Annotated in this window: 24 protein-coding genes and 1 pseudogene; 16 read left to right on the top strand and 9 right to left on the bottom strand. The window is 66.3% G+C overall.

Going from position 1 to position 24,497, the window contains the following annotated elements; all coding sequences use genetic code 11:
- Nucleotides 1-9 precede the first annotated feature (9 nt).
- Together LQ953_RS08305 and LQ953_RS08300 are read right to left on the bottom strand one after the other, a co-directional pair.
- Nucleotides 10-1,779, bottom strand: a complete 1,770-nt coding sequence (locus tag LQ953_RS08305; RefSeq protein WP_231030265.1) for an SLC13 family permease — start codon at nucleotides 1,777-1,779, stop codon at nucleotides 10-12.
- Nucleotides 1,780-1,876: 97 nt separating this feature from the next.
- Complete coding sequence (locus LQ953_RS08300; RefSeq protein WP_231030264.1) at nucleotides 1,877-2,089, bottom strand: hypothetical protein; 213 nt, start codon at nucleotides 2,087-2,089, stop codon at nucleotides 1,877-1,879.
- Between the two features lie 149 nt (nucleotides 2,090-2,238).
- Between LQ953_RS08300 and LQ953_RS08295 the strand changes: the two genes are divergently transcribed.
- A complete protein-coding gene (locus LQ953_RS08295) occupies nucleotides 2,239-2,415 on the top strand; it encodes a hypothetical protein (protein WP_231030263.1) in 177 nt (58 codons plus the stop codon).
- 166 nt (nucleotides 2,416-2,581) lie between these two features.
- On the opposite strand, the gene LQ953_RS08290 is transcribed toward LQ953_RS08295, so the two are convergent.
- Both LQ953_RS08290 and LQ953_RS08285 read right to left on the bottom strand, forming a co-directional pair.
- Nucleotides 2,582-3,523 carry a hypothetical protein gene (locus tag LQ953_RS08290; protein WP_231030262.1) on the bottom strand — a complete coding sequence of 314 codons (942 nt, stop codon included), beginning with the start codon at nucleotides 3,521-3,523 and terminating at the stop codon, nucleotides 2,582-2,584.
- Nucleotides 3,524-3,621: 98 nt separating this feature from the next.
- Nucleotides 3,622-4,248 (bottom strand): S24 family peptidase, encoded by a 627-nt coding sequence (locus LQ953_RS08285; protein WP_231030261.1) that lies wholly within the window; start codon nucleotides 4,246-4,248, stop codon nucleotides 3,622-3,624.
- A gap of 92 nt (nucleotides 4,249-4,340) precedes the next feature.
- Here LQ953_RS08285 and LQ953_RS08280 point away from each other — a divergent pair, with 92 nt between their 5' ends.
- The 3 genes from LQ953_RS08280 (at nucleotide 4,341) to LQ953_RS08270 (ending at nucleotide 5,213) form a co-directional block, all read left to right on the top strand.
- The gene (locus LQ953_RS08280; RefSeq protein ID WP_231030260.1) at nucleotides 4,341-4,523 is read left to right on the top strand and encodes a hypothetical protein; all 183 of its coding nucleotides are present in this window, start codon (nucleotides 4,341-4,343) and stop codon (nucleotides 4,521-4,523) included.
- Entirely contained in the window at nucleotides 4,520-4,834 is a 315-nt protein-coding gene (locus tag LQ953_RS08275; protein ID WP_231030259.1) for a hypothetical protein, read from the top strand. The genes LQ953_RS08280 and LQ953_RS08275 overlap by 4 nt, the downstream gene beginning before the upstream one ends.
- Nucleotides 4,835-4,958: 124 nt before the next feature.
- Nucleotides 4,959-5,213 carry a hypothetical protein gene (locus tag LQ953_RS08270; RefSeq protein ID WP_231030258.1) on the top strand — a complete coding sequence of 85 codons (255 nt, stop codon included), beginning with the start codon at nucleotides 4,959-4,961 and terminating at the stop codon, nucleotides 5,211-5,213.
- Between the two features lie 38 nt (nucleotides 5,214-5,251).
- On the opposite strand, the gene LQ953_RS08265 is transcribed toward LQ953_RS08270, so the two are convergent.
- Together LQ953_RS08265 and LQ953_RS08260 are read right to left on the bottom strand one after the other, a co-directional pair.
- Nucleotides 5,252-6,205, bottom strand: a complete 954-nt coding sequence (locus LQ953_RS08265; protein WP_231030257.1) for a hypothetical protein — start codon at nucleotides 6,203-6,205, stop codon at nucleotides 5,252-5,254.
- Nucleotides 6,202-7,443 carry a TIGR04063 family PEP-CTERM/XrtA system glycosyltransferase gene (locus LQ953_RS08260; RefSeq protein ID WP_231030256.1) on the bottom strand — a complete coding sequence of 414 codons (1,242 nt, stop codon included), beginning with the start codon at nucleotides 7,441-7,443 and terminating at the stop codon, nucleotides 6,202-6,204. The genes LQ953_RS08265 and LQ953_RS08260 overlap by 4 nt, the downstream gene beginning before the upstream one ends.
- A gap of 84 nt (nucleotides 7,444-7,527) precedes the next feature.
- Here LQ953_RS08260 and LQ953_RS08255 point away from each other — a divergent pair, with 84 nt between their 5' ends.
- The 5 genes from LQ953_RS08255 to LQ953_RS08235 are packed head-to-tail and all read left to right on the top strand — an operon-like array spanning nucleotide 7,528 to nucleotide 12,365.
- Nucleotides 7,528-7,689: a hypothetical protein gene (locus LQ953_RS08255; RefSeq protein WP_231030255.1), complete on the top strand. Its 162-nt coding sequence runs from the start codon at nucleotides 7,528-7,530 to the stop codon at nucleotides 7,687-7,689.
- On the top strand, nucleotides 7,682-9,031 hold the full coding sequence (locus LQ953_RS08250; protein ID WP_231030254.1) for a putative O-glycosylation ligase, exosortase A system-associated: 1,350 nt from the start codon (nucleotides 7,682-7,684) through the stop codon (nucleotides 9,029-9,031). The genes LQ953_RS08255 and LQ953_RS08250 overlap by 8 nt, the downstream gene beginning before the upstream one ends.
- Nucleotides 9,028-10,101 carry an acyltransferase family protein gene (locus LQ953_RS08245; protein WP_330999401.1) on the top strand — a complete coding sequence of 358 codons (1,074 nt, stop codon included), beginning with the start codon at nucleotides 9,028-9,030 and terminating at the stop codon, nucleotides 10,099-10,101. The genes LQ953_RS08250 and LQ953_RS08245 overlap by 4 nt, the downstream gene beginning before the upstream one ends.
- Before the next feature lie 60 nt (nucleotides 10,102-10,161).
- Nucleotides 10,162-11,184, top strand: a complete 1,023-nt coding sequence (locus tag LQ953_RS08240; protein WP_231030253.1) for a DNA topoisomerase IB — start codon at nucleotides 10,162-10,164, stop codon at nucleotides 11,182-11,184.
- An 8-nt stretch (nucleotides 11,185-11,192) separates the two neighbouring features.
- Nucleotides 11,193-12,365, top strand: a complete 1,173-nt coding sequence (locus LQ953_RS08235) for a mechanosensitive ion channel family protein (protein ID WP_231030252.1) — start codon at nucleotides 11,193-11,195, stop codon at nucleotides 12,363-12,365.
- 31 nt (nucleotides 12,366-12,396) lie between these two features.
- Here the strand turns inward: LQ953_RS08235 and putA are convergent, their stop codons facing one another.
- The gene (gene putA, locus LQ953_RS08230; protein WP_231030251.1) at nucleotides 12,397-15,399 is read right to left on the bottom strand and encodes a bifunctional proline dehydrogenase/L-glutamate gamma-semialdehyde dehydrogenase PutA; all 3,003 of its coding nucleotides are present in this window, start codon (nucleotides 15,397-15,399) and stop codon (nucleotides 12,397-12,399) included.
- A 98-nt stretch (nucleotides 15,400-15,497) separates the two neighbouring features.
- Here putA and LQ953_RS08225 point away from each other — a divergent pair, with 98 nt between their 5' ends.
- The 4 genes from LQ953_RS08225 (at nucleotide 15,498) to LQ953_RS08210 (ending at nucleotide 18,772) form a co-directional block, all read left to right on the top strand.
- Entirely contained in the window at nucleotides 15,498-15,953 is a 456-nt protein-coding gene (locus LQ953_RS08225) for a MaoC family dehydratase (RefSeq protein ID WP_330999400.1), read from the top strand.
- Nucleotides 15,954-15,965: 12 nt separating this feature from the next.
- Nucleotides 15,966-17,141, top strand: a complete 1,176-nt coding sequence (locus LQ953_RS08220; protein WP_231030250.1) for an acetyl-CoA C-acyltransferase — start codon at nucleotides 15,966-15,968, stop codon at nucleotides 17,139-17,141.
- A gap of 137 nt (nucleotides 17,142-17,278) precedes the next feature.
- Nucleotides 17,279-18,229, top strand: a complete 951-nt coding sequence (locus LQ953_RS08215; RefSeq protein WP_231030249.1) for a glucokinase — start codon at nucleotides 17,279-17,281, stop codon at nucleotides 18,227-18,229.
- Between the two features lie 48 nt (nucleotides 18,230-18,277).
- Nucleotides 18,278-18,772 (top strand): pyridoxamine 5'-phosphate oxidase family protein, encoded by a 495-nt coding sequence (locus tag LQ953_RS08210; protein WP_231030248.1) that lies wholly within the window; start codon nucleotides 18,278-18,280, stop codon nucleotides 18,770-18,772.
- Nucleotides 18,773-18,896: 124 nt separating this feature from the next.
- On the opposite strand, the gene LQ953_RS08205 is transcribed toward LQ953_RS08210, so the two are convergent.
- The gene (locus LQ953_RS08205) at nucleotides 18,897-20,126 is read right to left on the bottom strand and encodes a polyhydroxyalkanoate depolymerase (RefSeq protein WP_231030247.1); all 1,230 of its coding nucleotides are present in this window, start codon (nucleotides 20,124-20,126) and stop codon (nucleotides 18,897-18,899) included.
- Between the two features lie 231 nt (nucleotides 20,127-20,357).
- Between LQ953_RS08205 and LQ953_RS08200 the strand changes: the two genes are divergently transcribed.
- From LQ953_RS08200 to LQ953_RS08190, 3 genes and pseudogenes are all read left to right on the top strand, one after another.
- Nucleotides 20,358-22,136, top strand: a complete 1,779-nt coding sequence (locus tag LQ953_RS08200) for an ABC transporter transmembrane domain-containing protein (RefSeq protein WP_231030246.1) — start codon at nucleotides 20,358-20,360, stop codon at nucleotides 22,134-22,136.
- 157 nt (nucleotides 22,137-22,293) lie between these two features.
- Nucleotides 22,294-22,536: pseudogene (locus LQ953_RS16200) on the top strand (endonuclease domain-containing protein); the annotation flags it as partial.
- Nucleotides 22,537-22,709: 173 nt separating this feature from the next.
- Nucleotides 22,710-23,879: a saccharopine dehydrogenase family protein gene (locus LQ953_RS08190; RefSeq protein WP_231030245.1), complete on the top strand. Its 1,170-nt coding sequence runs from the start codon at nucleotides 22,710-22,712 to the stop codon at nucleotides 23,877-23,879.
- A 6-nt stretch (nucleotides 23,880-23,885) separates the two neighbouring features.
- Here LQ953_RS08190 and LQ953_RS08185 read toward each other — a convergent pair whose 3' ends face one another.
- Nucleotides 23,886-24,233 (bottom strand): hypothetical protein, encoded by a 348-nt coding sequence (locus LQ953_RS08185; protein ID WP_231030244.1) that lies wholly within the window; start codon nucleotides 24,231-24,233, stop codon nucleotides 23,886-23,888.
- Nucleotides 24,234-24,497 lie beyond the last annotated feature (264 nt).

Below are 24,497 nucleotides of genomic sequence, written 5' to 3'. Positions count from 1 at the left end.
CTCCCTGCCTTACACCGGCCAGACCCATAGGATGAGCGGGGTGGCGATCACCAGCACCAACAGTGACAAGGGCGCGCCGAGCCGGGCATAATCGCCAAAGCGATAGCCGCCCGGCCCCATTACCAGCGTGTTGCACTGATGCCCGATGGGGGTGAGGAAGTCGCACCCTGCCCCCACTGCGGTGGCCATCAGGAACGCTTCGGGCCGATAGCCGAGGGCACCGGCAAAGGTGGCGGCGATCGGCGCCATCACCAGCACGGTCGCGGCATTGTTGAGGAACGGGGTGACCGCCATCGCGGCCGCCAGGATCAGCGCCACCGCGCCCCAGGGCGGCAGCGTGGCGGCGAGATGCGACAGCCCGTCGCCGATCAGATCGGTGGCGCCGGTGGTGCGCAGCGTGTCGCTGACGGGGATCAGCGCGCCGAGCATCACCAGGATCGGCCATTCGATATGGTCATAGGCCTCGCGCAGCGGTAGCGCGCCCAGCAGGATGGTGAGCGCCGCCGCCGCGAAGAAGGCCACTGCAACGGGGACATAGCCGGTCGCGGTCGCCAGCATCGCGACGCCAAGGATGGCGAGCGGCAACAGGCCCTTGCGCGCGCTGCCCAGGCGCAGGCTGCGTTCGGCAAGCGGCAGGCAACCAAGGTCACGCAGCCGCTCCATCAGCAGTTCGAGCGGGCCCTGAAGCACGATCACGTCGCCGGGGCACAGTTCAATCTCGCCCAGGCGCTTGGCCAGCCGCTTGCCGCGCCGCGACACCGCGATCAGATTGACCCCGAAACGCTCGTGCAGCCCTAGGCGTCCAGCGGTGAAGCCGACCAGCGCCGAGTCCGAGCCGATCACTGCCTCGATCACGCCGACATCGTCGTTCGACTTCTCGGAGGTCTGGCGATCATGCCCCTCCAGTTCCAGGCCATCGGCGGCGATCACGCGCTCCAGGCTTTCGGGCGGGCCGGCGAGGATCAGCAGATCCTCGGGCTGTAGCGTCGCGTCGGGGAATGGCGCCGAGCGGAGGCCCGCGCGCATAATGCTGCGGATGGTGACTTCATGGTCGTGGCGTTCGCGGAACTGGGCGACGGTTTCGTCCACCGCGGGGGAGCCTGCAGGGATCTCGGCTTCGGTGACGTAATCCTTGATGTCGATCGCTTCGCCCAGCGTCACGGCGCCGCGGCGGTCGCGCGGCATCAGGCGATAGGCGAAGCGCAGGAAGATGAGTCCCACGACCGTCAGCACCAAGCCGACGGGCGCATAATCGAACATGCCGAAGGGCTGGCCGGTCATTTCCTCGCGCACGCGGCTGACGATGATGTTGGGCGAGGTGCCGATCAGCGTGATGAGCCCGCCGAGCAGCGACGCGAACGACATCGGCATCAGGAACACGGCCGGCGTCGCCTTGGAGCGCTTGGCCATCTGGAACGCGACCGGCATCATCATCGCCAGCGCACCGATATTCTTGACGAGCGCCGACGCGAAGCCGACGCTGGCGGTCAGCAGCAGCAATTGCGAGCGGACACGCTTCACGCGCTTTTGCAGGAGCAGCATCGCGCTTTCGATCACGCCCGAGCGCTGCACCGCGCCCGAAAGCACCAGCGCGGAGCCGACGATGATGACAATGTCGTCAGAAAAGCCGGTGAACGCGTCCTTTGGCTTGACGATGCCGACCGCGAGCGCGGCGAGCAGCGCCATCACCGCGACCAGATCGTAGCGGAACCGTCCCCAGATGAAGAGCAGCATCATGCCCGCGAGCACGCAGGCCGAAAGTATCTGGGGTGTGGTCATTCCGCCTCGGCAAGGATTCAGGTAACCACCTGAACTCGCGGAAGGTTTGCGGGGTCCGCCCCGCCCTTGCCCAGAAAAAAGATTTAGCGGGTGCGGCTCAGTGCACGGTGCCGATAGCGCGCGGGATCGACATCAACACCACCAGCCGCTCGATCTGGCGCCAGCGGCAGAAATGGATGTGGTTGCCGACATCCCGGCTGCGGTCGGCGCGGGCGGCGGCTTCCGAGCCGGCATGCTCGCCAAAGGCGCGGATCAGTTCGCTCGCGTCCGCGACTTCGCGCGCGTCACCGAGATAAGGCAGATATTCCATGATCACTCCGGCACGGGCCGGTCGCGCAAGGACCGGCGGCAGCGGCTTTGCCACACAGAACTGAAGCTTCCGCCGACAGGTGCGGTGAACGGCCGCTAACCATGTCGAGGGGAGTGGCGCGCGCGGTGCGGCTTCGATACAGCCGGTGCATGGCTGATCCTCAATCGAAAACGCCGGTGGCCGGCGGCTGCTTCCTGTCGCTGGCGATCCTGGTCGGTGTGGCAATCGGCGCTATGCAGGGCCAGGCATCGCTGGGGTTCGTGATCGGGCTGGGCGTGGGACTGGCGATTGCGATCGCGGTGTGGCTGCGGGACCGGATGCGTTAAGCTGACGGTGGGCGCTTCGACCGGCTAGTTCCCCGCGGAGGCCCGGGAACTGAGAAGCTCAGACTTAGAATTTTCGATTTCGTCGCCGGCGTTGAGTCGGGGTCCCGCTCCCTCTCGCGAATAGAAGAAGCGGGATCCCGGCTCGAGGCCGGGATGACGGAGGAGGCTAGCGGCTCGCGTAGGGGCGGCCGGACTGGAGGAGGCGCTGGCGCGCGGTGTTGCCCGGGACTGCGATGTGGGTTGCCGGGTCGAACTCGACGCCTGCGCCGTCGCCGTCCTGCGGCACCCAGATTTCCACTGTAGTGTTGGTGTAGCCGTGGGGGAGATAGCGGACGTAATAGCCGTCGGGATGGTGGCTCCAGCGGCCGTTCGGCACGCCCATGCTGCCGGGGCCTTGCGGTGCCAAGCCCGCCAGCACCGCGACGCGCTCCAGCTCGGCGAAGCTGGTGCCCGGCGTCGTCAGCATGCGGCGAAGATCGGCCTCGGCCTCCATGACCTGGCGGACTTCGCGCGGCAGGTTGTTGGCGATCATCGGATCGCCGAGCAGGTCAAGCGCGCTGCGGTTGAGGCCGGCGAGCTGGCGTGGGGTGAGCAGCTGGGCGGCGACCATCTTGAGCTCGTTCGACAGGTTCTCGAACCTGGCGCGCGCCAGGATCGCCCATAGCAGTGCCTGGATATCGTGCTGGTCGATGTCGGGATGCGCGACCGAATTGCGCACGATCGCCATCACCACTTCCCGCGCTGCCCCGAGCGGCGGCGCGTAGAGATAGCCGTCGCCACCGCCAGGACCATAGGTGCCGGCCTGGAGACAATAGCTCTGCGCGTGAAAGGCGAAATAGCCCGGCTGGAGGATGAAGGCGCCGGTGGGCGTGCGCTGGAGTGTCGAGAGCGAACGCTTGGGCTCGCGCGGCACGAAGCCGTCGCGAGTGGGATCCCCCCACTGCGCATCAGGCAGGCTGGTGGTGATCGGGTCCTTTTGCAGCTTGGGCAGGCTGATGCCGGCCTTGCGGGCGAGCTTACCCAGTCCGCCGAACTGCGCCTGCGCCGGAGTGGCACCCAGCAACAACCCCGCCGATAGGGCGGTACACAGCATCACACGCAATTTCATGTCGTCCCCTCTTGTACCCGCATGTCGGTCCCAACCGCATGCATGGCGCGGCTTGCCTACATAGATCATGCGGGGTGTGCCAGCCCGCAGGTGGAGAGCTACACCAGCGAGCGGCTCATCCAAGCGACGCGGCCGATGACTTCCACTTCGTGTCCTTTGCAGTGGCGTGGCGGATAGGCCGGATTTTCGCTGACCACGTCCAGGCCGCCGCCCAGAACAGGGCGCAGCCGCTTCACCATCAACGCCCCCTCGATGCGGATCACGAAGATGCCGCCGCGGCCGCGTAGCTGCGCTCGGTCTCGGTCGACCAGGATCTCGTCACCGTCAAACAGCAGCGGTTCCATCGAATCGCCTTCGACGCGGATCATCGATGCAGCCTCCGGGCGCACCCCCAACTGGCGCAGCAGCGCGGGGGAGAGTTCGCCCGGACGGCGTGCCGCCTCGGCATCAGTGAGCCGGCCAGGCCCTGCCGACGCGCCGACATCGAGCCGCGCAATCTCGACCAGCCCGGATGCCGGCGGCCCGCCGAGTTGCGCATCGGGGACGCCGAAGAACGCGGCGAGGCGCTGGCGGTCGCCCTCTGCCAGCGTGCGCGGGGAGCCGCGGCGGACATATTGCTGAAGATAGGCCGGGTTGCGCCCGATCACGCGCGACAGCTCGGCAAAGCCGATGCCCTGCTCCGCCATCAGCGCTTCGAGCGCGGCACGCTGATCGGCTTCATCCATGATGGACTCTGTACAATAGGAAATTTCCTAGACAAGTAGGATTTGAAGAACAAAACGGGATCATATTCAGCGACTCGGGAGGGAGCAAGTGGATGCCGATACAGCGCGAGATCGAGAAGTTTCTGAAGCGCACCGCCATGCCCCCGAGCGTTTTCGGCAGGCGGGCGGTGGGCGATCCACGGCTGGTGCACGACCTGCGCAATGGTCGCGAACCGCGCCCGGCGACTGTGGCGCGGATCGAGGCGTTCATCGCCGCCCAGGGGTTGGGGCGATGAGCCGCGGACCCGATGCGGCGACGCTGCTGGGCCGGGCGCTGCTGGCCTCCGCGCAGGCTGCGGGATGTCCGGTGGTGCTGGTGAGTGCCGACTGGACGCGCTGGGCGAGCGCGACCTTTGTGGGAGCGCGGCATAGCATCGCGTTGCGGGCTAGCCCCTCCCCGCTTCTCGACGCCTGGCTGGCAGGATTGGGCGAGGCGGAGTTCGCCTTGCGCGGGCACATCGTGGCGGACCTGGCGGTGACCGGCGTGGCGCGCGAGGGCGCGTGGCTCGAGGTGATGCTGGAGGCGCTGAGCGTCGAGGAACGCTGAGTGCCCGGCGACAGGGGCCGATGGCGCGGCGAAACGTGGCGGCGGCGGCAACCCGCCACGGGTGCGCACGTTACGCAGTCGAGCCAGCGCGATGCCCGCGTCGGCCCCCCGTTTGGAGTAGTCTATGCGCAAGCTCTTGATGACGTTCGGCCTGCTGGCCGTTGCGGTGCCGATGACCAGCGCCACTGCCAATGTGGACGACCAGCGCTACCGCAACCGTGAAGTGCGCCAGGAACAGCGCGAGTGCCGCCGTGAACTGCGCCGCGCCGACAGCCGCCGCGAATATAATCGCGAGCTGCGCGAATGCCGCCGCGAACTGCAGCGGGCGCGCCAGTCGGGTCGGTATCAGAACTGGGATCGCCGCTGGCGGAACTGGTAAGCTTTGAGCGCGCGCGGGAGCTTAGGCTTTCGCGCCTCTCAGGCGCGACGAGCCATGCTGCGCAGGCTGGCGAGCGTGTCTTCCAGGCCGCGGTCCTCGCCGCGGGAGAGACGCGGTTCGGGCTTGGGAATGGCAGCGGGAGCGCCACGACGAATGACGCCGCGCTCGAGCCGCTCGAGCAGGGCGTGGACGGAGGCTTCGGTTTCCGGGCGAGCGAGTGCTTCGTCGCTGCGCGGCCTGGTGGCAAAGGGATAAGCTGGCGCGGATGCCCGTGGGGGTAGCGCGAAGGTTTCGAAGCGCTCCACTGGTGCGGGCTTCGGCTCGGCGGGCGCGGGTGCAGCCTCGGCTTTGGGCTTGAGCGGCGGAAGGATTGGCGGGGGCAGCGGCACATCGGGCACGGCCTGCGGATCGAAGGCGGCGAGTGGCTGATCGAGATCGGCCGGAAGCGGCTGTTCGATGGGCTCGGGCTTGGTCTCGACCACGACCGGCTTGAGCGGCAGCGGTGCGGCTTCGATAGGTGCTTCGGCCTTGAGCGGGCGCTCTACGGCGGCCTCGACGGGTCTCAGCGGCGTGAGCGGAAGCGGCTTCGCGGCCGGGGGCGCGCCGACTTCGAGGAAGGGCGTGCCCAGGTCGCGCGCGGCCATCAGCGGCGGGCGTGGCGGCGCGTCGGGATGCGCGTCGGCACGGCGCAGCACCGGCGCGCGACCGGCATCGGGCTGCGGCCGGGGCTTGGCGGTCTGGAGATCGACGGTCTTGGTGCCGACCAGCACGAACAGGGTGAGCCCGGCCATGATGCCGAAGAAACCGCCGGCACCGAGTGCCAGGCAGAAGCGGGCGGTGAAGCCGAGCGGTGGCTCCGCGGCGGCGATGATCGCCGGCAGGCCGCTGCCCATCACCAGCGACTCAAGCGTGGCTGTGGGCAGCACCAGCGCGCTCAGCGCGGCGAGCGCGCCGACGATTCCAGCGCCCAGCAAGGCGATGGGTGCCTTCATGCGTTCACCGGAGCCGTGCGCGACCGCGAGTCTCTCATGAGTCGTGGTTGTGCCAGACTATGGTAAACAGAATCATACCGCTCGACATTGTCGGCCCAGTTGCGCTCCGCCTCCACAAAGGCGCGAGCCCGGGCGCGGCGGGCGTCCCACCCCTCGCGCTGGGCGAACAGGGTTGCCACCGAGGCAGCCAGCGCCTGCGGATCGTCGGGCGCGAACAAGGTGCCGGTGTCGCCGTCGCGGATAAGCTCACGGTGGCCGCCGACGTTCGACGCGGCAACCAGCCGCTTCTGCGCCATGGCCTCAAGGGGCTTCAAGGGAGTGACCAGTTCGGTCAAGCGCATCTGCTTCCGCGGGTACACCAGGACATCAATGAGGCTGTAGTAACGCTCAACCTGGTCATGGGGTACCCGGCCCACGAACTGGATGCGGTCGGCCGCGGGCGACGCGGTGGCGCGGGCGCGCAGCGCGGCCTCGGCAGGGCCGCCGCCGACCAGCACCAGCTGCATCGCCGGGCGCGCCGCGACCAAAGCGGGCATGGCGTCGATCAATATGTCGAGCCCTTCATAGTCGTAGAAGCTGCCGATGAAGCCGATCGTCTCGCTACCGGCGGTGCCGAGTTGTGCGGCGAGCGCCTGATCCAGGAGAAGCGGATCGCCGAACAGGTCGAGATCGACGCCGTTGGGCGACACGAAGATCTTCTCCGACTCGATGCCGCGGTCGACCAGATCCTGGCGGAGCCCCTCGCAGATCACCGCGACGGCATCGGCCTGCTTTACCGCGCGGGTTTCGAGCGCGCGGGTCACGCGGTAGCGCCAACTGCCCTCACGCCCTGTGCCGTTGCCGACAGCAGCGTCCTCCCAGAAGGCGCGGATTTCATAGACGAACGGGAGGCCAAGGCGGCGCGCGGCGCGCTGGCCGGCGATGGCGTCGAGCACGGGGGAATGGGCGTGGAGCACGTCCGGGCGGAACGCCTTCGCCACAGCCCGGATGCGGCGAGCGAAGGCGCCGACCTCGCGCCACTCGCCGAGCGGCGCGGGTGCGGGCTTGGGTGGTTCGGTGCGGAAGAAGCGCAGGCCGTCGACCAGCTCCTCAGCAGCAGGACTTTGGCCGTGGCGCGGGCCAGTCACCGCCGCCACGTCCCAGCCGCGGGCGATCTGCGCCTTCAGAATCGCGCGGGTGCGGAAGGTATAGCCGCTGTGCAGCGGCAGGCCGTGGTCCAGGATGTGCAGGATCCGCATGGCCTTTCCCTGACATGAGAGCCCTTAACGGCGCGTCAACTGCATTGGGTTAGCAAGGCGGCGTAGAGGAGCGGTGACCGGCGCATGATCGACAATTTCTCGCTGGCCGTGACTCATGGGCTGATGCTGATCGCCGCGTTCCTGCTGTTGCGCCGCCCCGACCTGGACCAGGAAACGGGCGCGCAGGACGCGCAGGACGCGCAGGTGTCCTCTCGCAAGCGGCGATGGGGCAAGCGCGGTGCATGACATCCCCTTTGTGGTGTTCCTGGTGGCGCTGCTCGCCACCGGGTTTCGCCGGCCGTTCCTGTTCGTGCTTGCCTATGCCTATATCGACATCGTCTCGCCGCAGCGGCTGACCTATATCTTGCTGAACTCGGTGCCGGTTTCGATGATCGCAGTCGGGCTGGCGGTGCTCGGCTGGGCAATCACCGACGACAAGCGCGACATGCGCGTCGCGCCGCGCCAGCTGCTGATCGTCGCGCTGCTGGGCTATTGTTACTACACCACCCTCAACGCCGACTTCAAATTGGAGGCGCTGGAGAAATGGGCCTGGGTGTGGAAGGCGCTGGCGTTCGCCGCCTTCCTGCCGCTGACGCTGCGCACCAAGCTGCGCATCGAGAGCCTGTTGCTGTTCATGGTGCTATCGGCTGCATCGATCATCATCGTGGGCGGGATCAAGACACTCGCCTCGGGCGGCGGCTATGGCGAATTGAACCTGATGGTGACCAACAATTCGGGGCTGTACGAAGGGTCGACCATTTCCACCGTGGCGATCGCAATCATTCCGCTGATCCTGTGGTTCTCGCGCTTTGGCACGATCTTTCCGCCGGACTGGAAAGTGAGGGGGTTCTGCTACGCGCTGATCTTTGCCTGCCTGCTGATCCCGGTGGGCACCTCGACGCGTACAGGCCTGCTGTGCATCGTGCTGCTGGCGCTGCTGCTGATCCGCGACGCCAAGCGCAAGGTCGTTTATCTGACCGCACTCGGCTGCCTGGGGCTCCTTGCCATCCCGTTCTTGCCCGCTTCGTTCACCGAGCGGATGGGCACGATCAAGACCTATCAGGGCGATGCGTCCGCCTCCACGCGGCTGGCGGTTTGGCAGTGGACGATGGACTATGCCAAGACCCGCCCCATGGGCGGGGGGTTCGAGGCGTATCGCCAGAACCGCATCCGATATGAAAAGGTCAGCGTGACCGAGGCCGGCGGCCAGGCTGAAGTGGCGCGCAGCCTGGAAGTCGACCAGGCGCGCGCCTATCACAGCGCCTATTTCGAGATGCTGGGCGAGCAGGGCTATCCCGGGCTGGTGTTGTGGCTGGTGATCAATCTGGCCGGCATCTTCCGCATGGAAGTGCTGCGGCGGCGCTACCGCAAACCCGAGCCAGGCGAGGAATGGATCAGTCCGCTGGCCTCTGCGCTGCAAAGCGCGCACATCATCTACATGCTGGGGGCGACGTTCATCGCCATCGCGTTCCAGCCGTTCGTGTACATGTTGATCGGCGCGCAGATCGGGCTGGATACCTATGTGACGCGCAAGCGGGCCGAGGGTGCCTGGCGGCCGCTGCGCAAGCAGAAGCTGGCCGCGGCGTGACGCGCGAACTCAAGGCGCTGACCAGCATGCGCGGGCTCGCCGCCTGGGCGGTGGTGCTGTTCCATGTGCGCCTGTCGATTGCCGGCCTGCCGCCCGCCGCGGAGGCGGTGCTGGCCAAAGGCTATCTGGCGGTCGACTTCTTCTTCCTGCTGTCCGGCTTCGTGATCTGGCTAAGCGCGTCGGAGGTGCTACGCGACGAGGGGGTGCGCGCGGTGCCGCGCTTCCTTCAGCGCCGGGTGGCGCGGATCTGGCCGCTGCACCTGTTCATGCTGGGGTGTGCGGTGCTGCTGGCGCTTGTGCTGCTGGCGACCGGGCGCGCGGCGGCGCAGTTCCCCTGGGACGAGTTGCCGCTGCATCTGCTGCTGCTCCAGAATTGGGGGTTCACCGATGCGCTCAGCTGGAACGATCCGGCCTGGTCGATCTCGTGCGAACTGGCGGCTTACCTGATGTTTCCCCTGCTGGTGGTGAGCGTAGACTGGCGGCGGGTTCCTTCGGTTGTGGTTGTGAGTGCCGTTGTGGGGCTGCTGGTGGCGCTTCATTTGCTGTACCGCCTATACGGTGCTGCCAGCTTGGGGGACGCGATCCCGCGGCTTGGCGTGGTCCGGTGCACGCTGGAGTTCGCCGCGGGTACTGGCATCGGCGCGCTGTGGCTTCGCTGGCGGGCGCACGGGCGCGGCATCGCCTTGGCCGCTGCGCTCCTCGGGCTGGCATTGCTGATGGCAGCTGCCTTGGGTGCGCTTCCTGAGACCCTTGCGGTTCCGGCGGGCTTTGCTGCGTTGCTGCTTGCGTTGGCGCTCAGCGCTGGACGCGCGGGCAATGTGCTCGAAGTCGCGCCGCTGCATTATCTGGGCGAGATCAGCTACGCGACCTATCTCGGCCATTTCCTGCTGTGGTTTGTCTTCAAGCTGGTGCTCGTGGGGCCGAGCGGCATGATTGGCTGGCCGCTACTGGCACTGTACCTGTTGCTGGTGCTGGCGAGCTCGGTGGTGCTGTATCATCTGGTCGAGCGGCCGGCGCAGCGCTGGGTGAACCGGCTCGCCCTGCCCCGCCCCCGCGCCGCCGCCATCTAGGCTGGTCCCGGAACGAACGCGGGTCCCCAGGCATTCATTGGCACCACTCGCGAGGACGTCATGGCAGCCACCGACATCGTCTATGTCGATGATCAGGAAACGGGAATCACCCGGCGCAAAGTGCGCAATGGCTGGGGCTATTGGGATGCCGATGGTCAGCGCATCACCGACCGCGACGAAATCGACCGGCTGAACAAGATCGGCCTGCCGCCGGCCTATGTGAACGCGTGGTTCTGCCCCGATCCCAACGGGCACATCCAGGCGATCGGCTACGACGAAAAAGGGCGGAAGCAGTATCGCTATCACGCCGGGTTTCGCGAGGCGCAGGAGGCGGCGAAGTATGACCGTTGTTCCGGGTTCGGCCATAGCCTGCCGCGACTGCGCGAGCGGGTCGAGGCCGATCTGAAGCTGCGTGGGCTGTGCAAGCAAAAGGCAGTGGCGGCGGTGGTGCGGTTGCTCGATCTGGGCACGATCCGCGTCGGCAACGAAGCCTATGCGCAGGAGAATAAGAGTTTTGGTGCGACCACGCTGCGCAAGCGTCACGCCAAGGTGAAGGGCCAGACACTCAAGCTTCAGTTCCGCGCCAAATCGGGCAAGATGCGGATCATGACGGTAACCGACCGGACGCTGAGCGCGTTCGTGAAGCGGTGCCAGGACCTGCCGGGGCAGAACCTGTTCCGCTGGGTCGACGACGCTGGCGAGGCGCATCCGGTCACCTCCACCGACGTGAACTGCTATATCCAGGACGCGATGGGCGGCGAGTTCTCCGCCAAGCATTTCCGCACCTGGGGGGCGAGCGTGATCGCATTTCGGACGCTGGCGAGCGCGAGCGACTATGTCGGCATCAAGTCGGTGCTCGAGCCAGTGACCGAGGCGCTGGGCAACACGCCGTCGATTGCGCGCAAGTCCTATGTCCATCCCCGCTTGATCGAACTGGCCAAGGACAAGGTGGCGCAGGCGGAGTTCCGCGCGGGGCTGCGGCTACCGCGCTCCACTCGCTTCCTCACCCGCTATGAGCGCGGGTTGATCCAGTTCCTGGAAGAAGAAATCATCGACGATCTGCAACAGCAAGAGGCTGCCTGACCGCCCGCATGACCAACAAAAGTTCGAGCGCGCCCATCCTGCCGTCTGGCCAGTCGCTGCAAAGTCAGGCGCGCAGCCTGTTCCACGACTCCTTCGTGTGGTTCCAGCATCACTGGCTGGAGATCCTGATCTCCGGCGGCATTGCGGCGGCGATCGTGCTGCTGCTCCACGGCATCCGCGCCTGGGCGATCCGGCTGTGCAGCCATGGATCAGGCACGGCCAACTGGACGTCGATCATCGGGCGCGCGCTGGCGAAGACCGGCAATTTCTTCATCATCATGGCCGCGCTCCAATTGGTGTCGGGCTATGCCGATCCGCCGCAGACGGTCGCCACCACGATCCGCGTGCTGTTCACGGTGGCCGCGGTGTTCCAGGGCGCGATCTGGGTGCGCGAGCTGATCTTTGGCGCGATCGAGCATCGCACCACGTCGGAAACTTATCACAACGAAGGGCTGGCCAGCGCACTGGGGATCATCCGCCTGCTGGTGTCGATCGCGCTGTTCGCTATCGCGACGGTGATGGTGCTGAGCAATGTCGGGGTGAACGTGACCGGGCTGGTCGCTGGCCTGGGCATCGGCGGCATCGCCATTGGTCTGGCCGCGCAGGGCATCTTCGGCGACCTGATCGCGGCGCTGTCGATCATTTTCGACCGGCCGTTCCGTGTGGGCCAGAACATCAAGTATGACACCACGTCGGGCACGATCGAGCAGATTGGGCTGAAGTCCACGCGTATTCGCTCGTTCGACGGCGAGCTGCGGATCATCTCCAACCGGCAGCTGCTGGACAAGGAGATCCAGAACCTCAGCGACCGAAACCATATCCGCTTCAGCTGGATGCTGGGGGTGGCGTATGAGACGCCGCCCGAAGTGCTCGACCGGATCCCTGGCATCCTCAACGAGATCGTCGAGGCCGAGGGCGCCAAGGCGCCGCGCGCGGGCTTCTCGACCTTCAACGCCAGCTCGCTGGATTATGAGCTGATCGTCGAAGTGCCGTCGAGCGACTGGAGCGTGGCGCACCCGATCCGCGACCGGATTGCCACTGCAATCCTGCGGCGGTTCGCGGCCGAGAAGATCAGCATTCCCTATCCGACACAGACCACCTTCACGGCTGCGCCGGATGGGACGTTGGTGATGCCCTACCCCGATCCGCAGACGGTTCGGGTGGACGGGGGCGCAAGCTGATCCTCCCCGCGAGGGTGAGGATCAGGCCGGCCTAGATCCCGCCTTCGTCCAGGCTGAGCAGCGTCGCGTTGCCGCCGGCACTGGTGGTGTCGACCGAGATCGAGCGTTCGGCGCAGAAGCGGTGGAGATAGTGCGGGCCGCCGGCCTTGGGGCCGGTGCCCGACAGGCCCTCGCCGCCGAAGGGTTGTGAGCCGACCACCGCGCCGATCATCGAGCGATTGACGTAAAGGTTGCCGACGCGCGCGCGTGCCTCCGTCAGTTCGGCCGAGCGGGCGATGCGGCTGTGCAGCCCCATGGTGAGGCCGAAGCCCTTGTTGTTCACCCGAGCGATGGTTTCCTCCAGCGCGCCAGCTTTCCAGGTGGCTACGTGGAGGATCGGGCCGAACCATTCACGCGACAGATCGTCGATCGAGTCGAGCCGCACCATGGTCGGCGGTACGAACAGGCCGCTTGCCGGCACCGGCAGCGTCTTGATCCAGCGGCCCTTCACGCTCTCACGATAGCCCATCAGATGGTTATAAGCGGCCTGGTCGATGACCGGGCCGACATCGGTGGCGGGATCGCCGGGGTCGCCGATCACCAGTTGCTCCATGGCGCCGCGCAGCATCTCGATCACGCCCTCGGCGATTTCTTCCTGGAGCAACAGCAGGCGCAGGGCCGAACAGCGCTGGCCGGCCGAGCGGAAGGACGAGGTGAGCACGTCGGCTACCACCTGTTCGGGCAGCGCGGTCGAGTCGACGATCATCGCGTTGATGCCGCCGGTTTCGGCGATCAGCGGCACGATAGGGCGGTCATCGCCTTCGAGCAGCGATCGGGCGATCTTCTTGGCGGTCGGCGTGGAGCCGGTGAAGGCGACGCCGGCGATGCGCGGATCGGCGGTGATCGCTGCGCCGATCTCCGGGCCACCGGGAATCAGGATCAGCGCGTCTTCCGGCACGCCAGCCTGGTGGGCGAGCTTCACCGCCGCGCGCGCGATCTCCGGCGTTTGCGGGGCGGGTTTGGCGATGACCGTGTTTCCCGTCACCAGCGCTGCGGCGGTCTGGCCGAGGAAGATCGCCAGCGGGAAGTTCCAGGGGGCGATGGTCGCCCATACGCCACGACCTTCCATGCGCAGCTCGTTGCGCTCGCCCGTGGGTCCGGGAAGCACCAGCGGCGCGAGGTCGCTACGGGCGCGCACGGCATAGTAGCGGCAGAAGTCGGCGGCTTCCCGCACTTCACCGATCGCGTCGGGCAGCGTCTTGAACGCTTCTTTGACCGCGAGCGCCATCAGCGGGATGCGGTTTTCTTCGAGCAGGTCGGCCAGCCGCTCGAGAATTGCCGCGCGTTCCTCCCGAGTGCACGACGACCAAGCGGGGAAGGCTGCCGCGGCGCGGTCGATCGCCGCGCCGACATGGCCGGTCGCTTCGCGGGTCTCGGCTGCGGCGCCCGAGTCCGTACCTTTGGGGGCGGGGTTGAACGGGAAGGCAGCAACCGCCGCCGCCGTTTCGGCGAGGATCTTGCGCTCCTGCAGGTCGATGCCGCCCGAGTTCTTCCATTCGCCGAAAAGCTCGATCGGCAGCGGGATGCTGGGATGGCGCGCGCCGCCGACGGCAATGATCTTCTCGACCGGATCTGCCAGCAGTTCGGCCTCGCTCAGCTGCTCATCGGCAAGCTGGTGGACGAAGGAGGAATTGGCGCCGTTTTCAAGCAGGCGGCGGACCAGATAGGCGAGCAGATCGCGATGGCCGCCGACAGGGGCGTAGATGCGGCAATGATAGCCTTCTTCGCGCACCAGGCGCTCATACAGCCCCTCGCCCATGCCGTGCAGGCGCTGGAACTCGAAATCGCGGCTGTCACCGGCCCATTCGAGGATAGTCGCAACGGTGAGCGCATTGTGGCTGGCGAAAGCAGGAATGATGTTCTTCGCGTCGAGCATGTCGCGGGCGCAGGCAAGGTATGACACGTCCGTCGCCGACTTGCGCGTGAACAGCGGATAATCGCTCAGCCCCTCGACCTGGGTGCGCTTGATCTCGCTGTCCCAATAGGCACCCTTGACCAGGCGGACGTGCATCGGCCGGCCGAGCTGGTCGGCCCAGGCGATCACTGCGCGCGCGCGCTTGCCATAGGCCTGCACCGCCATGCCAAAGCCGTCCCAGCCCTTCAACTCCGGGCGCCGTGCGACACTGCCGATGATGTCGAGGCTCATGTCCAGCCGCTCGCTCTCCTCTGCATCGACCGTCAGCGGGATGCGCTGGCTGCACGCTTCCGATGCCAGCTGGGCGAGCATGTCGGTGAGTTCGGGAACACACTTGTCGTACTGGCCAACTTCGTAGCGTGGGTGCAGCGCAGACAGCTTGACCGAGATCGAGTGCCCGGCCTTGGGATCGCGGCCGACTGCGCGGATCGCCTCGAAATAGGCCTGGAAGTAGCGCTCGGCATCGGCCTTGGTCCGCGCGGCTTCTCCCAGCATGTCGAAGCTGGCGGTGAACCCCTGGTTCTCAGGGCGCTTCATCCGCTTCATGGCTTCGTCGATGGTGCGGCCCATCACGAAGACCTCGCCCATGCGCTTCATCGCGGCGCCTACTGCCTGGCGCACGAACGGCTCGCCCGCGCGGCTGATCAGGCGGCGCAGCGTTCCGGTCTGCTCGTCGCCTACCAGCGCACGGCCGAGCATCAGACCCCAAGTGGCACTGTTGACCAGCACAGAGCTCGATTTGCCCGAATGCGACTTCCAGTTCGCGTCACCGATCTTGTCAGCGATCAGCAGGTCGGCGGTGTCTGGATCGGGAACGCGCAGGAACGCCTCGGCAAGGCTGAGCAGCGCGACGCCCTCGGACGAGTTCAGGCGATATTCCTGAAGGAACTGGTTCACCCAGCCCCGTGTCTGCGCCGCGCGTAGATCGGCGAGCAGTCCGAGCGCATGTCCCATCACCCGTCCGCGCGACTCAGGGAACAGCCGCGCACGGTCGACAAGCGGTTTTAGAACATCGGGTTCGGCGGCACGATGCAGCTTTGCCATGGATGCACGCGGGTTGGACGCTACGTCAGTCTGCATTTTCAAAATCTCGGTCGGGCAAGGCTTGCGAGAAGCCCAGCGAGGTCACTAGATATGTCCCGCGCTATGATAGAAAATTGCGCAGGAGGACAGCCCCAGTGAACGCAGTCACGGTGCAGGAACTGGCCGAACAGGTCGGCACCGAACGCGTGTCCGACTGGGTCGAGGTCACGCAAACGATGATCGATCAGTTCGCCGAAGCCACCGGCGACCACCAGTTCATCCATGTCGATCCGGTGCGTGCGGCGCAGACTCCGTTCGGGGGCACCATCGCGCATGGATTTCTCCTGCTATCGCTGATGCCGATGCTCAGCCAGCGCACCGGGACACCGCCCATTGCCGGCGCTCGGATGGGCGTCAATTATGGCGGCAACAAAGTGCGCTTCATACAGCCGGTGCGATCAGGCGTCCGCGTGCGGGGCCGCTTCAAGCTCCTCAAGCGGACCGAACGCCAGCCAGGCGTCTGGGAGCATGTCCAGGAATACACCCTCGAGATCGAGGGCGCAGCAAAACCCGCGCTGATCGCCGAATGGATCGCGCTCATCTACGTCTGAAAAGGAAACACCATGCGCTCCGCAGTTATCGTCTCCACTGCCCGTACTCCCATCGGCCGCGCCTATCGTGGCGCGTTCAACGCCACCGGCGCCCCCACCCTCGCCAGCCACTCGATCAAGGCCGCAATCGAGCGCGCCGGTATCGAGGGCGCACAGGTCGACGACCTGGTGTTCGGCGCGGCGCTCCAGCAGGGCAGCCAGGCGGGCAACATCGCCCGTAACGCTCTGCTCCGCGCCGGCCTTCCCACCACCGTCCCCGGCATGTCGATCGACCGCCAGTGCGCGTCGGGCCTGATGGCGATCGCCACCGCGGCCAAGCAGATCACGCAAGACAACATGGACATCACTGTTGGCGGCGGCGTGGAGTCGATCAGCCTGGTGCAGACTCCGCAGATGCGCATCGAGCCGGACCGCGAACTGCTGGCGATCCAGGGCGACATCTACATGCCGATGCTTCAGACCGCCGAAGTGGTGGCGAACCGCTATGGCATCGGCCGCGACCGCACCGACGCTTATTCGCTCCAGTCGCAGCAGCGCACCGCCGCCGCACAGGCAGCGGGCAAGTTCGACGACGAGATCGTCTCGGTCACCGCGACGATGAACCTGGTCAACAAAGAGACCAAGGAAGTGTCGCAGAAGGAAGTGACCCTGGCCAAGGACGAGGGCAATCGTCCGGAGACCACGCTGGAAGGGCTTCAGGGTCTACAGCCGGTGCTGCCGAACGGCACCATCACTGCTGGTAACGCGTCGCAGCTTTCGGACGGCAGCGCGGCCGTGGTGCTGATGGAGGAAAAGCTTGCCTCCAGCCGCGGCCTCCAGCCGCTCGGCCGCTATGTCGGCATGGCGGTTGCCGGTACCAAGCCGGACGAAATGGGCATTGGCCCGGTGTTTGCGATCCCGAAGCTGCTCGAACGCTTCAACCTGAAGATGGACGATATCGGCCTGTGGGAGCTGAACGAAGCCTTCGCCGTGCAGGTGCTGTACTGCGCCGACAAGCTGGGCATTCCCAATGAGCTGCTCAACGTGAATGGCGGCGCGATTTCGATCGGTCATCCCTATGGCATGTCGGGCGCACGGATGACCGGGCACGCGCTGATCGAAGGAAAGCGCCGCGGCGCGAAGTACGTCGTCGTCACCATGTGCGTCGGCGGCGGCATGGGTGCTGCGGGGCTGTTCGAGGTCCTTTAAGGTTCCAGGCTAGGCAAGTGGGCGGCGGGAACGTCGCCTACTTGCACAAGCCGCAACATACGGTACCTTCCCGGACAACGCTGCCAACAGGCTGCGCAACGAGCTTCCACAAACGGGAGCCGGGGGTGGAGGGTTGCATGGCGGAAACTCTGGCGCTGGTGGCCGATATCGGCCGCCAGTCGGTGCGGTTCGGATTGACCGGGGGCGAGCAAGGTGCAGCGCCGCGCGAGATCCGCAAGTTTCTCACGGCTGAGCATCCCACCTTCACCAGTGCGCTCGTCTCGTACCTTGCCAGCGTGGGGCTGAAGGATACGAGACTGCCCAGCGCGCTGGCCGTGGCGGGTGCGGCACGGGGCGACCTGATCAACCTGACCGGCAGCCGCTGGTACATTTCGCTTTCTGGCGTGGAGGCCGTGCTGCGGGCGCCGCCCATGGCACTTAACGAATGCGCCGCGAACGCGCTGGCATTGACGCGCTTGCCGCCTTCCGCCTTCACCCCAATGCAAGGTCCCGCGTTGAAGCCGGTTCGCTCTGGTGGCAACTATGTCGTGATCGGCACGGGCACCGGCCTGGGCGTCGCGGCGCTGGTGACGGGCGGTGGCCAGTTGGCGCCGATTCAGAGCGAGGCCGGGCATATCGGTCTGGCTCCGATGACCGCCGATGGCCGCGCTTTCGTCCAATATTGCCTGTCCAAGGGATTGGCGATGGAAGTGGAGACACTGCTGAGCGCGCCAGGGTTGCTGCTCGCCTATGAGGCATTGTCCGGCGGCAAGCGGCTGGCCCGGCCCGAGGACGTCACGCGCGACGCGAGCCGCGACCCGCTCTGTGGCGCGGTGGTACGGTTGTTCGTGGAGCAGCTTGGCGCGTTTGCCGGCGACCTGGCGCTCACTTTCGGAGCGTGGGACGGCGTATTCCTGACCGGGGCGATCGCCCGCGCGCTACAGCCGCAGCTGCGCGATCCCCGGTTCCGCCAGCATATGGAAGCCAAGGCGAGCTTTCGCCGCCAGTTAGCCGAAGTGCCTGTCGGGCTGGTCAATCAAGGGGATCTGGAGCTGATCGGCGCTGCCGCTGCGATCGGGAACGCCTGAGCAAGACCGCTCGTTACTCGCCCGAACGACACCCTCGGGAGATTACGAATGCCGGACAAGAGCCCCGCCGAACTGAAGCAGGACCTATGGCAGAAGATGGCAGACAGCCCCTTCGTCATGATCGGGCTGATGGATGGCGAGCACAGCATCCCGCTTACCGCGCAGCTCGACAAGGATCAGGTCGACACGCTGTTCTTCTTCATCGGCAAGGACAACCGGCTCGCCAAGGGCGGCCATGGCATGGCCCAGTTCGTGTCCAAGGGGCACGACTATTTCGCGTGCCTGTCGGGAACCGCCAAGATCGACAATGATCGCGCGCTGATCGACAAGCTGTGGGACAAGCAGGCCGAGGCCTGGTTCCCGGAAGGCAAGGAGGATCCGAACCTCGCGCTGCTGCGCTTCGACATCGACAGCGCCGAGCTATGGGAAACCGACATCACGGTCAGCGGCCGCGTGAAGATGCTGTTCGGCGGCACGATCAAGCCCAGCGAAAGCAGCAGCCACGCCAAGGTTCAGACGACTGCCGAATCCTCGCAGGCCTGACCCTGAGCCCAACTTTCGTCACCCCGGCCTTGAGCCGGGGTCCCGCTGCCTTGACCGGCAGAAGAAGAAGCGGGATCCCGGCTCAAGGCCGGGATGACGGAGCTGCGCTGGTCCAGGCCAATCCTCAGTCGTTGGCGGCCATCCATTGCTCCAGCACTGGCGCGATCCGGGTGCGCCACTTGGAGCCGTTGAAGATGCCGTAATGGCCGACGCCTTCGGCCATATGGTACAGCTTTTTCGCGTCGGGCAGCTTCGTGGCGAGCGTCAGCGCTGCCTTGGTCTGGCCCAGGCCGGAGATATCGTCGCGCTCGCCCTCGATCGCCAGAAGACCAACGTCGGTGATCGCCGCTGGGTCGACCGGACGACCGCGGTGGGTCATCTCGCCCTTGGGCAGGGCGTGAGTCTGGAACACCAGGTCGATGGTCTGGAGGTAGAATTCGGCGGTCATGTCGCAGACCGAGCGATATTCCTCATAGAAGCGCATCGTCGCGTCAGCGCTCTCGTCGTCGCCCTGGACCAGATGCTTGAACATCTCCCAATGGCTAATCATGTGGCTGCCGAGATTCATGGTCATGAACCCTGCGAGTTGCAGGAACCCTGGATAGACGCGTCGTCCTGCCCCGGCATAGGTCGCCGGCACGGTTGCGATGACATTCTGCTCGAACCAGCTGAACGGCCGCTCGGTCGCCAGCGTGTTGACCGCGGTCGGCGCCTCGCGCGTGTCGACGGGGCCGCCCATCATCGTAAGGGTCTTGGGACGGTTCGGGTGCGCGTCGGCGCTCATCACCGCGACTGCGGCATAGCTCGGCACCGACGGCTGGCACACGGCGAGCATGTGCGCGCGTGGATCGCCCTCAGCGCCGATGTGCGCGAGGAAATCGATGATATAATCGACATAGTCGTCGAGGTCGAAGCGGCCGTCGCTGAGCGGTACCTGCTTCGCGTCGCGCCAGTCGGTGATGTAGACGTCGGCGGCCGGCAGCATGCGTTCCACGGTGCCGCGCAGCAGCGTGGCATAGTGGCCGGACATCGGCGCGACGATCAGAAGCTTGGGGCCACCCTCGACTCCCTTGCGCACGAAGCGCTTGAGCTGGCCGAACGGTTTGCGCAGCACGATCTCTTCGACGACATCGACTTCGCGGCCATCGACGGTGGCGCGGTCGAGACCGAAGTCGGGCTTGCCGCGGGGCGCTGAGGCGTGGGCGAAGACTTCAAGCGCGGAGGCCATTACCGGGCCACCGCCGAAATAGGCGAAGGGGTTTGCGGGATTGTTGAGCAAGCCTGCGGAGAAGTTGGCGAAAGCGCTGGCACCCGCGAGAAGCGAGCGCTGGATCTCATAGGCGTCGTACAGCATCCAATTCCTTCCACCGCCACGCGCGGAGACGGCGGCGGCTTTAAGCTAATATAGCGCAGCGCTGTTGCACCGCAACGAAGGAACGCTTCCGGGAAAATGCGGTGGCCAGCATCTTGTCGACGCGGAAAACGTGGGTGCGATCAGACCACATTTACAGCACTATCAAAGCCTTAAGTACATAATCCCGCTCCATGGTTCCCCTGCCCCGGCATTCGCGCTAGTCCGCCCGGCATGGCCGATCCCGCCCTTGCTTCCCAGCCCAAGCGCAAGCTCAGTAACCTGTTGATCGTGTGGGGTTTTACCCGCCGCTATCCGCTGCAACTGGGAATCGCGACGCTGGCGCTGATCAGCTCGTCGATCGCGACATTGTGGATCCCGCGCACCTTCCAGAAGATCGTCGACAATGGCTTTGCCGCCGGTGCCGACACCAGCCGGATCGGCGTGTATTTCGAAGGGCTGCTGCTGGTCGTGCTGGCGCTGTCGATCGCCACCGCCGTGCGCTTCTACTTCGTCAGCTGGGTCGGCGAGCGCACCGTGGCCGACATGCGCATGGCGGTGCACCGCAATTTGCTGCGCCTGCCGCCCAAATGGTTCGAGGAAAACCGCCCGTCGGAGATCGCGTCGCGCCTCACCTCCGACACCGCGATCATCGAGATGGTGGTGGGCACGACCGTGTCGACGGCGCTGCGCAACCTGCTGACTGGGACCGGCGGCCTCATCTACCTGTTCGCGCTGTCGCCGCGGATCGCGGGCTATTTGCTGGTCGGCATTCCGCTGATCGTGCTGCCGATCGTGTGGCTGGGCGGGCGCGTGCGCACGCTGTCGCGCACCAGCCAGGACAGCATCGCCGAGATCGGCGCCACGTCGTCCGAGACGCTGGGCGCGATGCGCATTGTCCAGGCGTTCGGCCAGGAACGCCGCGAAAGCGCGCGCTTCGAAGGGGCGGTCGAGCGCAGCTTCGCGGCGGCCAAGCGCCGTTTCGGACTGCGTGCGGTGATGACCGCGTTGGTCATCGGACTGCTGTTCACCGCGATCACGCTGATCATGTGGGACGCCGTGTCCGGCGTGGCCGAAGGGCGTATTTCGGGCGGCGCGATCACGGCGTTCGTGATCACCGCGGGACTGGTGACGGGATCGTTCGGGGCGCTGACCGAGGTGTATGGCGAGCTGCTGCGCGGATCGGGCGCGGCGAGCCGGTTGGCCGAGTTGCTGACGGAGCAGCCTGACATCGCCGCGCCCGCCAATCCGGTGGCGCTGCCGCAGCCGGCGCGCGGCGCCGTGGCGTTCGAGGGGGTGACCTTCCGCTATCCCAGCCGGCCGGAAGTGTCGGCGCTGAACGACTTCTCGCTGAACGTGCAGCCGGGCGAAACGGTGGCGGTGGTGGGGCCCTCAGGCGCGGGCAAGTCGACGTTGTTTCAGCTGGTGCAGCGCTTCTATGACCCCGAGGCCGGCGCGGTTCGCATCGACGGCGTGAACGTGCGCGACGCCGATCCCGCGGAGGTGCGGGCGCGAATGGCGATCGTGCCGCAGGAGACGGTGATCTTCGCCGCCTCGGCACGCGACAATCTGCGCTATGGCGCGTGGGACGCCAGCGACGACGCGATCTGGGCGGCGGCGGCGGCGGCCAATGCGGCGGACTTCCTGCAGGCGCTGCCGCAAGGGCTCGACACGTTCCTGGGCGAAGGCGGCGCGCGACTGTCGGGCGGACAGCGACAGCGGATCGCGATCGCGCGCGCGCTGCTGCGCGATGCGCCGATCCTGTTGCTGGACGAGGCGACCTCGGCCTTGGACGCCGAGAGCGAGCGGCTGGTGCAGGATGCGCTGGAGCGGCTGATGGCGAACCGCACGACGTTGGTGATTGCGCATCGGCTGGCGACGGTACGCGCGGCGGGGCGGATCATCGTGATGGATGAAGGGCGGATCGTGGAGAGCGGGACGCATGCGGCGCTGGTGGCGCAGGGCGGACTGTATGCGCGGCTGGCGGCGTTGCAGTTTAGCGAGGTGGGGTGAGGTTGTTCAGAGGTGTGTGTTCATACACACCCTCACCCAACCCTCTCCCGCAGGCGGGAGGGGGCTTTGAGTCAGCGCAGCGTCTTCCCTTCTTCTAGCCCTCTCCCGCTTGCGGGAGAGGGTTGGGTGAGGGTGACTCTTGCGGTACCAAATACGGGTGCCGAGGATCCGTCCCACGAACCCGCATGCGCGCCAGCTTCGCCGCGACGCGACGGACGTTGAGCGGAAGCTCTGGGCCGCAGTGCGCAATCGTCAGCTCGGCGGATACAAGTTCCGGTTTCAGGCGACGGTGGGCCCCTTCGTCACGGACTTTCTGTGTGCCGAAAGGCGACTGATCGTCGAACTGGACGGCGGCCAGCACAAGGATGCGGTGGATGCGCGCCGGACCGCCTTGCTGATGCAAAATGGCTATCACCTGCTGCGTTTCTGGAACACTCAGGTGATCGAGAACCTGGACGGGTGCTGGAGACGATCAGTGCCGAACTGGCGGGGTTGCCTGCGGTGCGCGACACACCCTCACCCAACCCTCTCCCGCAGGCGGGAGAGGGCTAAGAAAAACATAAGGAGAGGATCATGGCTGAGTTCGACATCGTTCTGTACGGCGCGACCGGGTTCACTGGGCGGTTGGTGGCCGAGTATCTGGCGCAGCGCTATGGCGACGGGTCGCTGCGCTGGGCGATGGCGGGGCGGTCGCTTTCCAAGCTGGAGGCGGTGCGCGACGAGATCGGCGCGCCGGATGGGACGCCCTTGCTGGCTGCCGCTGCCGATGATCCCTCGGCACTGAAGGCGATGGTGGCGCGGGCCGGCGTCGTCGTCACCACCGTGGGTCCGTACCAGTTGCATGGCGAGGCGTTGCTGGCCGCTTGTGCGGAGACGGGCACTGACTATGTCGATCTATGCGGCGAGCCGGCATGGATGCGGCTGATGATCGACAAATATGATGCGGCGGCCAAGGCGAGCGGCGCGCGGATCGTGTTTTCGTGCGGGTTCGATTCGATCCCGTTCGACCTGGGGGTGTGGTTCGCGCAGGCCGAGGCCCGGCGGCGGTTCGGGCGGCCTGCGCCGCGGGTCAAGGGCCGCATTCGGGCGATGAAGGGTACGTTTTCAGGCGGCACCTTTGCGAGCGCCAAGGCTTCGATGGCGGCGGCGGCACAGGATCCGGCGATCCTCAAGCTGATGGTCGATCCCTTTGCACTGGCCCCGGGCTTTGCCGGGCCGCACCAGCCGAACGGGATGGTGCCGCACTATGACGACGCGGTCGCCGCATGGGTCGCGCCGTTCATGATGGCGGTGATCAACACCAAGAATGTGCACCGCACCAACTTCCTGGCCGGTCACTCCTATGGCGCCGACTTCCAATATGACGAGATGAGCGTGGTGCCGGGGCTGGGCGAAGTCGGCCGGGCTGCAGCCGAGGCGCTGGCCAAGCTGAACCCGATGAGCGGAAACAAAGGGCCGGCGCCGGGCGAAGGGCCGAGCAAGGAAGCGCGCGAGAGCGGGTTCTACGACATCGCATTTGTCGCCGAGATGCCGAGCGAGGAACACGTCACGGTGTCAGTAAAGGGCGACCGCGATCCGGGTTATGGATCGACGAGCAAGATGATTGCCGAGTCCGCCTTATGCCTGCTGCGCGATGTGCCGGCTGGGGGCAAGGGCGGGATCTGGACGCCGGGTGCGCTGATGCCCGAGGCGCTGAAGGCGCGGCTGGAGGCGCATGCCGGGCTGACCTTTATGGTGGAGTGAGGCGGGTTAGCGGCTTGCTTCCGTGATCGAGATCGAAGGCACGTCCTTGTAGAAGAACAGCGGGATCGTGGCTGCGACCAGCAGCAGGATGATGGTGAGCGGGATCAGCACGCGGCGGCGCGCTTCGTTGTCGGCGTGGAGCGCGGTGCGGTTCAGCCAGTAGCGGTCAGCGCCAGCGTCCTGGATGGCGCCTTGTTGCCGGAGCCGGGCGAACTCGCGTTCCTCGTGCGGGGAACGGGGGATGAAGGCGACGGCGTCTTTGCGGGTGACCGCGTGCTGCGCCAGAAGCACGGCCGTGATGCCGCGGCGGGTGCGCTCGGCTAGGCCGCTGGCGATTGCGGTTTGCAGGTTCATGGCTTTCCCCTCTTTGGCGGAGGGTGGCATGATGTGGGGTTTGGAGCAAACGGGTGCCTTGGATCCTCCCCTGTAAGGGGAGGTGGCGCGCGTAGCGCGACCGTGGCGGGCGGAGTACGGACTCAGCAGCGGGGATACCCCTCCGTCAGCCCTGCGGGCTGCCACCTCCCCTTTCAGGGGAGGATTTGTTTGTTGGCTCGAGCTGTTCTCCCCTCCCTGAAAGGGAGGGGTTGGGGGTGGGTTTAGCGCCGGGCGGGGCTTGAT

Origin of the sequence: Sphingomonas sp. IC-56, assembly GCF_021043375.1 — a bacterium.
Lineage (GTDB): Bacteria > Pseudomonadota > Alphaproteobacteria > Sphingomonadales > Sphingomonadaceae > Sphingomonas.
The sequence above is the reverse complement of the archived record's forward strand: the minus strand, read 5'-3'. Positions and strand labels throughout refer to the sequence as shown.

Coding starts and splice junctions, on each gene's coding strand:
- LQ953_RS08305 (WP_231030265.1), bottom strand. CDS start 1,779: ATGACCACACCCCAGATACTTTCGGCCTGCGTGCTCGCGGGCATGATG.
- LQ953_RS08300 (WP_231030264.1), bottom strand. CDS start 2,089: ATGGAATATCTGCCTTATCTCGGTGACGCGCGCGAAGTCGCGGACGCG.
- LQ953_RS08295 (WP_231030263.1), top strand. CDS start 2,239: ATGGCTGATCCTCAATCGAAAACGCCGGTGGCCGGCGGCTGCTTCCTG.
- LQ953_RS08290 (WP_231030262.1), bottom strand. CDS start 3,523: ATGAAATTGCGTGTGATGCTGTGTACCGCCCTATCGGCGGGGTTGTTG.
- LQ953_RS08285 (WP_231030261.1), bottom strand. CDS start 4,248: ATGGATGAAGCCGATCAGCGTGCCGCGCTCGAAGCGCTGATGGCGGAG.
- LQ953_RS08280 (WP_231030260.1), top strand. CDS start 4,341: ATGCCGATACAGCGCGAGATCGAGAAGTTTCTGAAGCGCACCGCCATG.
- LQ953_RS08275 (WP_231030259.1), top strand. CDS start 4,520: ATGAGCCGCGGACCCGATGCGGCGACGCTGCTGGGCCGGGCGCTGCTG.
- LQ953_RS08270 (WP_231030258.1), top strand. CDS start 4,959: ATGCGCAAGCTCTTGATGACGTTCGGCCTGCTGGCCGTTGCGGTGCCG.
- LQ953_RS08265 (WP_231030257.1), bottom strand. CDS start 6,205: ATGAAGGCACCCATCGCCTTGCTGGGCGCTGGAATCGTCGGCGCGCTC.
- LQ953_RS08260 (WP_231030256.1), bottom strand. CDS start 7,443: ATGCGGATCCTGCACATCCTGGACCACGGCCTGCCGCTGCACAGCGGC.
- LQ953_RS08255 (WP_231030255.1), top strand. CDS start 7,528: ATGATCGACAATTTCTCGCTGGCCGTGACTCATGGGCTGATGCTGATC.
- LQ953_RS08240 (WP_231030253.1), top strand. CDS start 10,162: ATGGCAGCCACCGACATCGTCTATGTCGATGATCAGGAAACGGGAATC.
- LQ953_RS08235 (WP_231030252.1), top strand. CDS start 11,193: ATGACCAACAAAAGTTCGAGCGCGCCCATCCTGCCGTCTGGCCAGTCG.
- putA (WP_231030251.1), bottom strand. CDS start 15,399: ATGCAGACTGACGTAGCGTCCAACCCGCGTGCATCCATGGCAAAGCTG.
- LQ953_RS08220 (WP_231030250.1), top strand. CDS start 15,966: ATGCGCTCCGCAGTTATCGTCTCCACTGCCCGTACTCCCATCGGCCGC.
- LQ953_RS08215 (WP_231030249.1), top strand. CDS start 17,279: ATGGCGGAAACTCTGGCGCTGGTGGCCGATATCGGCCGCCAGTCGGTG.
- LQ953_RS08210 (WP_231030248.1), top strand. CDS start 18,278: ATGCCGGACAAGAGCCCCGCCGAACTGAAGCAGGACCTATGGCAGAAG.
- LQ953_RS08205 (WP_231030247.1), bottom strand. CDS start 20,126: ATGCTGTACGACGCCTATGAGATCCAGCGCTCGCTTCTCGCGGGTGCC.
- LQ953_RS08200 (WP_231030246.1), top strand. CDS start 20,358: ATGGCCGATCCCGCCCTTGCTTCCCAGCCCAAGCGCAAGCTCAGTAAC.
- LQ953_RS08190 (WP_231030245.1), top strand. CDS start 22,710: ATGGCTGAGTTCGACATCGTTCTGTACGGCGCGACCGGGTTCACTGGG.
- LQ953_RS08185 (WP_231030244.1), bottom strand. CDS start 24,233: ATGAACCTGCAAACCGCAATCGCCAGCGGCCTAGCCGAGCGCACCCGC.